We start from the raw sequence: 11,266 nt of genomic DNA on the forward strand, positions 1-11,266 counted from the left end.
TTAATATGGATATGAACTCATTCAAGCAAGAAGTGATTTTATATAGTAAGGAAATCGGCATTGATAAAATCGGTTTTACATCGGCCACGGCTTTTACCGAATTGAAAGGTCGGCTGATACGCCAACAGGAGCTGGATTATCAGTCAGGGTTTGAAGAAACCGATATAGAAAAGAGGGTAAGGCCTGAATTGATATTCGATAAACCGCAATCCATCATTTCGATTGCGCTTGCTTATCCTTCGAAATTGAAGGATGCTCCGCAAAGTACAAAAAGTGAGCGACGCGGGATCTTTTGCAGGGCTTCTTGGGGAACGGATTATCATACCGTTCTTCGAAATAGATTGCAGTTACTTGAGAATTTCATTAAAGATAAAGTGCCAGGGGCATTGACGAAATCCATGGTTGATACGGGTGAATTATCAGATAGGGCAGTGGCTGAGCGTGCGGGAATTGGCTGGAGTGGAAAAAACAGTATGATCATCACTCCGGAATTCGGGTCTTATGTATATTTGGGGGACATGATTACCAACCTGCCATTTGAACCTGATCAACCGATGGAAGATCAATGCGGGACATGCAATAAATGTGTCGATGTTTGCCCGACTGGTGCGCTCGTTCAGGGCGGGCAGCTAAATTCCAAGCGTTGCATTGCATTCTTAACGCAGACAAAAGGTTTCCTTCCGGATGAGTTCAGGACGAAAATAGGCAATCGTTTGTATGGGTGTGATACATGCCAGACAGTTTGTCCGAAAAACAAAGGAATGGATTTTCATTTCCATGAAGAGATGGAACCCGACCCCGAGCTGGCGAAACCGCTGTTGAAACCACTGCTTACGATTTCAAATCGGGACTTTAAAGAGAAATACGGCCATGTATCTGGCTCTTGGCGTGGTAAAAAGCCAATCCAACGAAATGCCATTTTAGCATTGGCCCACTTCAAAGATGAAACGGCATTGCCCCAATTGATACAGGTCATGAAGGAAGATCCAAGGCCCGTAATCCGGGGAACGGCGGCTTGGGCAGTTGGGAAAATTGGCCGGGAGCAGGCCGTTTCCATTCTGGAAGAAGCAAGAATGAAGGAAACGGATGAAGAGGTACTGGCGGAAATTGAGAAAGGACTGCAGTTTACCTTGGAAACAAAATGATATTTAAGATGTAGAGGCTGTCCCAAAAGTCGTAAATGACTTTTGGGACAGCTTCTTTCTCTTTTTTCTAGTTATGGACATTACCACTAAAGTTAACCGGATAGCTCCCAATTTATAACCACTAAGTAGTAGCCTTTTGTAGTAAATACATTTTTGAACAGAAGATAAAACCAGTATCGATTATCAGCAGAACTTACATCCCCGTAATAAGATTGTTGTTATACGGGTATATTTGTTACGACATCTACCAATTCATACTTAAGGTGAGCTGCAGCACCACTTCTTTCGGACACTTGCCATTCTGAATAGCTAGTTGCTACGCTATTCCTTATGGTGGAAATATTTGTTTATATATAAATATATATACCTGCGGGTACCTAAAAAGAGAGATTATTGGGCTGTTAATAATCAGCAAATCGTTAGCTCTAGAAGCATGACTGTCCAAATTTAAATGACTTGAGTTCCCCCTTTTCCTCTTAACGTGGAGGAGACTGGTTATCTTGTCTTTTATCTATATACAAAGTGCCATCACTTTGTATTTCAGCATAAAATACATCTTGTAGGCATACACCAAACTGCTGTAATTGCGTTTCCAACCAGCTTTGGTTTAAACTCAGTTTACTTAAATTATGAGGAACGATTTTTCCATCCACAATAATTTCTGTAGGTATGTATAATGGTTTCACATAAGTAATATCCTTTTTGGAAACACTCTGGCTATCCACTTTTTTTAAGACAGACAATTGACCATTTGGTTCTAAAACGGCATAGTTTACCTCTTGCATGGAGAATATGCTTTGTTCTCGCAATAGCATGCTAAGGTCATCCATGTTTAATCTTTCCCCTTTCAACGCTTTTTCTAGGATTTTTCCATCTTTGATTACAATTGTAGGTTCGCCGTCAAGTATTATACGAGCTTTTGGAGATTTTAAATTAATAAAGCTTACAAGAATAGTGAGTACGGACCAACCGATTAAACTAACGAAGGCGTCAACCATATCAATACTTGTATCAATTGTGATGGAAGCAGCCACCGCGCCGATAGTGATACCTGTAATATAGTTAAAGTAAGTCAACTGACTTACTTGCTTTTTTCCCATAATTCGAGTCATCAATAGTAAAACCACAAAAGCAGCGACTACCCTACTTAACACTTCAATAAAGCTCAAAATTTCCGTCTCCAATCTGGTCTAATCAGGTTAGAAAATTGTGTATTCATTCTTATATTTTCCCCAATATTACTTTGATTATAATTATAAAAAAAGCCATACTGTAATCGACCCATACGGAAAGGCTTCACACGTGACTTTAAAATTTATGAATGTGAGGGTTGTTTGGATTGCCCTTTAAAATCGTAAAAAGGCGGGAGGAAATCGTCAGGTGCATTTTAATCCCCTTCGCACATACACATTAGCATAGATGGTAAGAAGGAGGGCATGAACTTGAGGGAACAATTGCAACGCCTTTTACAAGAAAGAGTGGAGTTTTATACTTCCGATGATCTGGAACGGAGTGAGAGGAAGTTACATTTGAAGAAGGAAATGATGAGGAACCGTGCTGCGGAAATTGTTCGGGTGAATGCGGCAGGCAAGGTAAGTTCGAAGAAAAAGGAAGACAATGATACAGTCCTGACATATCATGTGCATCTGCAATATTTATTGAAACAGGAGGATTCATTTTATATAGAAGAAGAAATGGAAGAAAGGGAGGCCCGGTTTCGAAATGGGTATATAGTGGATGAACGTGAGCTTTTTCCCAGCTTTGAAACCGAAGAGGCACCGCCAAAATGTGATCCAGGCGCAGGCCGTCTCGCATATAAATATGATCGGATGAAGGCCGTCCAATATGCCGAGCGTTGGTGGAATGAATTCAATCCGGCTTATCATAAATTCACTGATGATTGTACGAATTTCATTTCACAATGTTTACATGCGGGAGGAATACCGATGTGGGGGGCGCCAAACAAAAATAAAGGCTGGTGGATAAGAGGGAAAAGCTGGAGTTATACATGGACGACGGCCCATTCCTTATATCATCTGCTAAAAGCCGGGAATGCTATCAGAACAAAGCAGGTGGAGTCGGCCCAGGAATTGAATTTGGGTGATATCCTCTGCATAGATTTCGAAGGGGACGGACGGTTTGATCATAACTTGATTGTTACGGCGAAGGATCAGGACGGGATGCCGCTTGTGAATGCACATACGATGAACAGCCGTCACCGATATTGGACGTATGAGGATTCGACCAGGTATACACCGAACATCGTTTATAAATTCTTTGTGATTTTGGATGGAGGGTGATTGGTTTTTAGTCTTTTTTGTTTAATGCTATAATTAAGGTGAAGTTCAAACTAGAGGTGAAAATGAAGTGTCAATACATGTAGTTTTATATCAACCACAGATTCCAGCAAATACAGGAAATATCGCAAGAACATGTGCAGGGACGAATACGTCTTTACATCTCATCCGCCCGCTCGGTTTCTCGACGGATGACAAACAGCTTAAACGGGCCGGGCTCGATTATTGGGAGAATGTAAAGATCCATTATTATGATTCGTTAGAAGAGTTTTATGAAAGAAATGCCGGCGGTGAATTTTATTACTTAACGAAATTCGGAGAGCAGCCGCATTCCAGCTTCGATTACAGTGATCAAGACAGTGAAATATACTTCATTTTTGGCCGTGAAACGACGGGTCTCCCGAAAGAACTGATCCAAGAGAATATGGATCGGTGCCTTCGGATTCCGATGACGGATAAAGTACGTTCCCTTAATCTGTCGAACACGGCTGCCATCTTGGTTTATGAGGCACTGAGACAGCAAAATTACCGTGAATTGGATTTAAAAACAAAAGGTTGAGTTTCATCAATGTCATACTGTCATCGGGGGCATTTGAGCCCCGATGATGGATTCTTTACTTTACATATTCTTAAGGGGTGGGAGCATTGAATAACATTATTGAGAAGATTTTAGATCACCGTTCCATTCGTTCTTTTGAGGACAAGTTATTGTCTGAGGAGCAAATCAATACGATTGTGGAATGTGCCCAAGCGGCATCGACTTCAAGCTATATCCAAGCGTATTCAATCATAGGGGTAACCGATCCGGAAAAGAAAGCCAAGCTTGCTGAACTTGCCGGACCACAATCATATGTAGAGAAGAATGGACACCTATTCGTCTTTTGTGCCGATTTATATCGTCAGGATATGGTTTCCGAAATGGAAAACACGGACCTGTCCGAATCGATTGAAAGTACAGAGAAATTCATGGTTGCTTGTATCGATGCTGCTCTTGCGGCTCAAAATGCAGCATTGGCAGCAGAATCAATGGATCTTGGCATTTGCTATATAGGCGGGATCCGCAATAATCTCCCGGAAGTGTCAGCGATTTTGAATATACCGCATCGCGTTATGCCATTATTCGGTCTAGTGGTCGGATATCCGAAAAACCGTTCGGATAAAAAGCCGCGTTTGCCGCTGGCCAATATCTATCATGAAAATGGATATCAGGAGGATAAACAAGAGTTCATCGGACAACTTGAAGAGTATAATGAAACGATTTCCAGCTATTACGAGCAACGGACTAAAGGTAAACGAAAAGACACCTGGACCGAGCAAATGGCTGGAATGCTTGGAAAGAAAAGCAGGTTATACATGAAAGATTATGTTGAAAAACAAGGTTTTAAGAAACATTGATAGATGAAATTGCTTATTAGGAATATTCTTGCCTTCCCATAAATGACATCTTTCAAAGTCCTGAGTATGGGCCAAGCGGTAAAGATCCCGGAAATGTTTCCGGGATCTTTACCGTTTTCATTTATATACGGTTCGGCTCAAAAAATCCCGGCAGAATTTCTTCATATATACCCATGAAATTACCATTGACAATATATATAGATAGAATTATAGTAATTAGGTAATGGATAATGATAATCATTTTCATTTGAGTTTTTACTTATCTATTTTTCAGTAAATGGAGGTTGAAAAATGGTTCGCCTATATACAGAGAATTTAAATATTGGTTATGGTGAACGTTTAATTGTAAAAGATCTCAGTGTGGAAATTCCAGATAAAAAAATCACAACGATCATCGGTTCGAATGGATGTGGAAAATCCACACTTTTGAAAGCGATCACCAGGATCATTCCAAATCAATCAGGTTCGGTTGTTTTAGATGGAGTGAATATTTCAAAAGAAAGCACTAAGATCCTTGCAAGAAAAATGGCCATACTTCCGCAGACACCCGAGAGTGCAAGCGGATTGACGGTTGGGGAGCTCGTATCATATGGGCGCTTTCCCTATCAAAAAGGCTTTGGGCGCCTGACCCAAAAAGACTATGATGTGATCGATTGGGCACTTGAAGTGACCGGTACGAAAGACTTCAAGTTCCGTCCGGTGGATGCTCTTTCAGGAGGTCAGCGCCAGCGTGTTTGGATTGCGATGGCCCTTGCCCAGGAAACGGAAATCATTTTCCTAGATGAGCCGACCACTTATTTGGATATGGCGCATCAACTGGAGGTTCTAGAATTATTACAGAAGCTGAATGTAGAACAGGGGCGTACAATCGTCATGGTTCTTCATGATTTAAACCAAGCTGCTCGCTTTGCCGACTATATCATTGCCTTAAAGGACGGGGAAATAGTCAAAGCGGGTGATTGCGAAGAAGTCATCACTCATGAAGTGCTTAAGGAAGTATTCCATATTGATGCGGTAATCGGCCGAGATCAACGAACGAACAAACCAATGTGCAGCACATACAATTTATTAAAAGGAGATTTGACAACAAATGAAAAAGGTAATGTTCCCGTTTATACTGCTCTTAGTGTTAATTATTAGTGCTTGTGGTAACGAGTCAACCGAAAAAGAAAAAAGCACCGCTTCAAAAAAGGAAAAATCAGGTACCATCACATATCAATCTGAAAATGGTCCTGTTGAAGTTCCGGCAGATCCTCAGCGTGTTTTAGTACTATCTTCTTTCGCAGGTAACGTAATGGCATTGGATGTTAACCTTGTAGGGGTTGATTCGTGGTCTAAAATGAATCCGAACTTTAAAGAGTTAAAAAATGTCGAGGAAGTAACGGACGAAAACCTGGAAAAAATCATCGAGTTGAATCCGGATTTAATCATTGGTTTATCAACGATTAAAAATGTCGATAAATTAAAGGAAATTGCTCCAACTGTAACGTATACATACGGAAAAGTGGACTATTTAACACAACATGTAGAAATTGGTAAACTTTTGAATAAAGAAAAAGAAGCTCAAGCATGGGTGGATGATTTCAAAAAACGGGCAAAAACAACCGGTGATGAAATTAAGGCTAAAATTGGAGAAGATGCTACCGTTTCCGTTTTCGAAAAGTTTGACAAACAGTTCTATGTATACGGCGATAATTGGGGCCGTGGAACGGAAATCCTTTATCAAGAAATGAAATTGGGCATGCCTGAAAAGGTAAAAGAAACGGCATTGAAAGATGGTTACTTTGCCTTATCATTAGAAGTCCTGAAAGACTATGCCGGTGATTATGTGATTTTGAGCAATAACAAAGATCAGGACAATTCATTCCAGCAAACAGATACGTTTAAAAACATACCTGCCGTTAAAAACAATCAGCTATATGAAGCTGATGCAAAAAAATTCTACTTCAATGATCCAATAACATTAGAATACCAATTAGACTTCTTTTCCAAAAGTTTTCTTGGAAAATAATACAGCGAGGGAGAGGGATTCCAATTCCTCTCCTTTTATTCTATAAAAAAGAGATGAGAGAGACAGATGACTAATGAAAATCAACGTTTCATCCCATTTATATATAAACTGATCATAGGGATCGCTCTATTCATAGGCATGTTCATTATTTCAATGGCATTTGGTGCTGCGGATGTTACCGTAAAGGATGTCTGGCAAGCACTGACTTCAAATGCTGCTGGTGAAAAGCTTTCAATCATTCGGGAAATCCGTTTCCCTCGTGAAGTGGGGGCAATCTTTGTGGGTGCAGCACTTGCCGTTTCCGGTGCCATCATGCAGGGAATGACTAGGAATCCACTTGCTGATCCGGGGTTGCTTGGATTGACGGCAGGAGCCAATGCAGGTCTCGCCATTACTTTGGCATTTATTCCAAATGCCAATAATTTAGGAATCATGATTGCGTGTTTTATAGGTTCCGCTGTGGGGGCAACCATGGTTTTCGGGATCAGCGCGATGAAAAAGGGAGGATTTTCTCCTTTACGGATCGTATTGGCTGGTGCTGCAGTCTCTGCATTCCTTTTTGCCGTTTCGCAAGGGGTCGGCCTTTATTTCAAAGTATCAAAAGATGTATCGATGTGGACTGCAGGCGGGAATATCGGAACATCATGGGACCAGCTTCGTGTAATCGTCCCGTTCATTTTAATAGGAATCCTGATCTCCCTTATCTTTTCCAGACAGCTCACCATACTGAGCTTAAGTGAAGAAGTGGCGGTAGGATTAGGTCAAAAGACAACACAAATAAAGGCGGTTCTCTTCGTAGTCATCATTCTCCTGGCTGGCGCTGCCGTTGCACTTGTTGGAAATATGGTATTCATCGGGTTAATGGTCCCCCATATGGTTCGGGCTTTCGTGGGTACGGATTATCGATTCATCCTGCCTATGTCCGCGATTTTAGGAGCCACTTTCATGCTACTTGCCGATACGATCGGCCGTACAATCAATTCTCCATATGAAACACCTGTGGTAGCGATTGTTGCGATGATAGGTTTACCTTTCTTCCTCCTAATCGTGCGTAAAGGAGGTAAAGCATTTTCATGATCCAGTCAGCTTTAGTCAAAAAACAGCGATGGATAGTAGGTGCACTATCCGCACTCATTATCATTACGATTATTATAGGGACGTGTTCAGGATATTCGAATCTTTCTTTAGGGCGACTGATTCCAACGCTTTTCGGGCAAGGGACATTTAAAGAGGAATTCATATTATTTTCCGTCCGATTACCACGAATCATCATTACCATTTTAGCAGGCATGGCCCTTGCACTGTCGGGAGCCATCCTTCAAGGAATCACACGTAATGATTTAGCCGACCCCGGAATCATCGGGATCAACTCAGGAGCCGGTGTTGCCATAGCCGCTTTCTTTCTGTTTTTCCCGCTTGACGCTGGATCGTTTGTTTATATGGTTCCGCTTGTCGGTTTTATCGGCGCGTTATTGACGGCCTGCATAATATATATCCTCTCATTTAAGAGAAGGAGCGGCCTTGAACCCGTTCGGTTAGTGTTGATCGGGGTTGGTTTTTCAATGGCGCTTTCAGGCCTGATGATTGTCCTCATTTCATCAGCGGAACGAGCCAAAGTCGATTTCATCGCAAAATGGTTGGCGGGAAATATATGGGGAACGGATTGGCCTTTCATTTGGGCAGTTCTCCCATGGTTAATCATCCTCATTCCATTCACTTTATATAAAGCAAATCGTTTGAATCTGCTTGGTTTAAGTGAACCGGTAGCAATTGGGGTCGGAGTATCGATTGAAAAGGAGCGGATCGTATTGCTAATCACGGCTGTAGCACTGGCCGCGGCTGCCGTTTCTGTTACAGGCGGAATTGCATTCATTGGACTCATGTCCCCGCATATAGCAAAATCTTTGGTAGGACCTCGAAATCAACTATTCATTCCGGTTGCCATTTTAATCGGTGGATGGCTATTGTTGCTTGCCGATACAATAGGCCGTAATATAATTGAACCCGAGGGGATCCCTGCAGGTATCATGGTTGCATTAATTGGTGCTCCTTATTTCATGTATTTATTGTTGAAAAAATAAAATATTGCAAAAATCCCCTGAAATTTTTCAGGGGATTTTATGTTTTTTCAGAGCTTCCGTAGTTTTTAAAAATCAGGATTATTTATATCTAATTATTTCATCAGGACTCAATCGTTTCGCTTCGAAATAAAATACTTGAATAAACTTTTTTGTATTTACCCGGGTAGGTGTAAGAACTATTGTTGAATCATTTTGCAGTTCTTTCATCTTTTGGCGAACGACTGTGAAATCAAAAAATTTAGAAGCGTAATTTTCAAACTTCGGATTTGAAAAATCCGTTAAACCGAGCGAAGCAAAATGATTTAACGAATGGTTAATCGTTCTGCGTATTCGCTGTTCGGCAGCTTTTATTTCCCGATTGATATCAACCTGCAAAGCTGATGTGCCGAGCTTTTTTTTGGTGATTTCTACAAAGATATCTTTAAGGGTCGGGAAATGCTTTCCAAAAGTAAAATTACGTTCATACATAAATAAATATTGAAGCATTTCCATTAAATCTTTTGCACCATTTTCTCCAACGATCCCTAATTCCGATAAAAGGAATTCACCCACCTCTCTTATACTTTTTTCATTATAACTATTGGATTTATCAACTTTTGGCTGTTCAAAATTCAATACACTGTTTAATGAGGCTTGGATATTTGTGATCGATCTTTCTAAATGAATGCGTTCCATGACTTTTCGGATGACTGTTAATATTTCAATACGATTGATTGGTTTAGTAATATAATAATCGATTCCAAGTGAGTATGCCTCACCAATCAGCTCCTTTGATTCAACCTGCGAAATCATTATTATTTTTCCGTTAAATGTATTTTTTATATGACGAAGTGTCTCAATGCCATCCCGGATGGGCATTAATAAATCAATAAATAGTATATCAATTTGTTTTAAATTCAAAATATGTCCTTCTAATAGACTTCCATCCTCGGCTTCCTCCACCACTTCTCCTAAATCTTCGTTCTCAATAATTTGGCTCAAGTTTGAACGTATTGCACAATCATCATCTGTTATAAAAAAACGCATGGAATCATCCTTTCTGGATCAACTTATGAATGGGTAATTTTATTGAAAAAACGGCACCGTTAAAACTATTCTCAAACAGGATATCGCCTCCCAGTTCTTTTACGACTTCTTTAACATATGAGAGACCAATCCCTGTTGAAGGTGTCCCTAAATGATCATATTTTGAAGTGAATCCAGGTTTGAATATGACAGTCTGATATTTTTGAGGAATTCCAGGTCCGGTATCAGCAACCTTGAATTCTACATTGTCGCGAATTTCACTCAAACTTAAACGTACGATTCCCTTTTCTTTAATTGCTTCCACTGCATTAGCGACTAAATTATTGAAAAGCGATAATACGGTGTATACATGATAATGTGAATCGTTTTTTCCATCTAATGAGTATTCAAATTGAATATCCTTTCCTAATGATAAGGCATACTTTTCATTAATTCGGATGATTAAATGAAAAAGTTCAGCAGCATTCATATAATCCCTAAAACTCTCATTGGAAATCAGTTTGGAGAGACCAGCAAAAATTCGTTGATTATCTTTCTTGACTTCATGCATTTCACCCGCGATGCGCAATGCTTTTTGACTAAATGGTTCTGTAGGAACATGAAGTTGCTTTTCCCGATTTTCCAGTGCTTTTAATTCTCGATACAAATCATACGATTTCTTTGTAATATTCTCTGCATTATTTAACGTTTTTTTTAAGTGGATCGTTTCCTCATATAAATTGGAAATGAGCATCAGCATATGTTCATTTTGTTTTCTGATTTGCCGTTCCCTTGATTGTGCTTCATATAGTTTCATCATATTAAAAAAGCTTAAAACGATAAAACTGTGGGCGAATGCGATCATGATCATCTCGTTTAGTGAACCTAACGTAATTGTTGTTTCTAATACAATATATTGAAAGATTAATTCTATTGAGTCAGACAATATTTCGATAACAAGACCAATAAATCCAATAATCAACGATCGGTTTTGAAAGCGATTGATTTTCACTAAATAAAAAAGAAAGGAGTAGGTGAAATAAAAAAAGAAACTTGGAAAATGGACTTGAAAAGCGGAAGACCAGGAAAAACTATCAAGTATGAAAAAATCTTTTAGGATACGAAATACCACAACCATTGTTCCTGTCAGGAAGCCTGAAAAAATGGCAGGTGTTTTCTGCAATAATAGTAAAAAGAAGAAAAGTACAGGCGGACCAAAACTTACCCGAAACGTTTCATTTAAAGGATAAAAACTCAATTCGCCTGCTAACGGCACTGTTAACAACATCAAAGCAAGGATATTGACCTCTTTTTTCATTAACGTACTGAGAT

General features: G+C 39.9%; 11 protein-coding genes. 8 read left to right on the top strand and 3 right to left on the bottom strand.

The genetic code is table 11. The features are described from left to right. Window positions 1-5: 5 nt before the first annotated feature. Window positions 6-1,145, top strand: coding sequence for a tRNA epoxyqueuosine(34) reductase QueG (gene queG, locus AC3ISB_RS04310; protein WP_141993798.1), 1,140 nt, complete (start codon window positions 6-8; stop codon window positions 1,143-1,145). A gap of 476 nt (window positions 1,146-1,621) precedes the next feature. On the opposite strand, the gene AC3ISB_RS04315 is transcribed toward queG, so the two are convergent. Then, window positions 1,622-2,314 (bottom strand): DUF421 domain-containing protein, encoded by a 693-nt coding sequence (locus AC3ISB_RS04315; RefSeq protein WP_260398107.1) that lies wholly within the window; start codon window positions 2,312-2,314, stop codon window positions 1,622-1,624. A 273-nt stretch (window positions 2,315-2,587) separates the two neighbouring features. Here AC3ISB_RS04315 and AC3ISB_RS04320 point away from each other — a divergent pair, with 273 nt between their 5' ends. The 7 genes from AC3ISB_RS04320 to AC3ISB_RS04350 all read left to right on the top strand — a co-directional run bounded on the left by AC3ISB_RS04320 (window position 2,588) and on the right by AC3ISB_RS04350 (window position 8,929). Beyond that, window positions 2,588-3,445 (top strand): amidase domain-containing protein, encoded by an 858-nt coding sequence (locus tag AC3ISB_RS04320; RefSeq protein ID WP_098370922.1) that lies wholly within the window; start codon window positions 2,588-2,590, stop codon window positions 3,443-3,445. Between the two features lie 67 nt (window positions 3,446-3,512). Next, window positions 3,513-4,001 carry a tRNA (uridine(34)/cytosine(34)/5-carboxymethylaminomethyluridine(34)-2'-O)-methyltransferase TrmL gene (trmL, locus tag AC3ISB_RS04325; RefSeq protein WP_489275629.1) on the top strand — a complete coding sequence of 163 codons (489 nt, stop codon included), beginning with the start codon at window positions 3,513-3,515 and terminating at the stop codon, window positions 3,999-4,001. 86 nt (window positions 4,002-4,087) lie between these two features. After that, the gene (nfsA, locus tag AC3ISB_RS04330; protein ID WP_141993800.1) at window positions 4,088-4,837 is read left to right on the top strand and encodes an oxygen-insensitive NADPH nitroreductase; all 750 of its coding nucleotides are present in this window, start codon (window positions 4,088-4,090) and stop codon (window positions 4,835-4,837) included. A 291-nt stretch (window positions 4,838-5,128) separates the two neighbouring features. Beyond that, window positions 5,129-5,977, top strand: coding sequence for an ABC transporter ATP-binding protein (locus AC3ISB_RS04335; RefSeq protein WP_141993801.1), 849 nt, complete (start codon window positions 5,129-5,131; stop codon window positions 5,975-5,977). Next, the gene (locus AC3ISB_RS04340) at window positions 5,928-6,848 is read left to right on the top strand and encodes an iron-hydroxamate ABC transporter substrate-binding protein (RefSeq protein WP_141993802.1); all 921 of its coding nucleotides are present in this window, start codon (window positions 5,928-5,930) and stop codon (window positions 6,846-6,848) included. The genes AC3ISB_RS04335 and AC3ISB_RS04340 overlap by 50 nt, the downstream gene beginning before the upstream one ends. A gap of 66 nt (window positions 6,849-6,914) precedes the next feature. Next, window positions 6,915-7,925 carry a FecCD family ABC transporter permease gene (locus AC3ISB_RS04345; RefSeq protein WP_480340035.1) on the top strand — a complete coding sequence of 337 codons (1,011 nt, stop codon included), beginning with the start codon at window positions 6,915-6,917 and terminating at the stop codon, window positions 7,923-7,925. Further along, window positions 7,922-8,929: a FecCD family ABC transporter permease gene (locus AC3ISB_RS04350; protein WP_489275632.1), complete on the top strand. Its 1,008-nt coding sequence runs from the start codon at window positions 7,922-7,924 to the stop codon at window positions 8,927-8,929. Before AC3ISB_RS04345 ends, AC3ISB_RS04350 begins: the two co-directional genes overlap by 4 nt. Before the next feature lie 78 nt (window positions 8,930-9,007). Here the strand turns inward: AC3ISB_RS04350 and AC3ISB_RS04355 are convergent, their stop codons facing one another. Both AC3ISB_RS04355 and AC3ISB_RS04360 read right to left on the bottom strand, forming a co-directional pair. Continuing rightward, window positions 9,008-9,955: a response regulator gene (locus tag AC3ISB_RS04355; protein WP_144551819.1), complete on the bottom strand. Its 948-nt coding sequence runs from the start codon at window positions 9,953-9,955 to the stop codon at window positions 9,008-9,010. Window positions 9,956-9,959: 4 nt separating this feature from the next. Next, entirely contained in the window at window positions 9,960-11,222 is a 1,263-nt protein-coding gene (locus tag AC3ISB_RS04360) for an ATP-binding protein (protein ID WP_489276856.1), read from the bottom strand. Between the last annotated feature and the right edge of the window lie 44 nt (window positions 11,223-11,266).

Source organism: Peribacillus sp. GL_122, assembly GCF_057835005.1.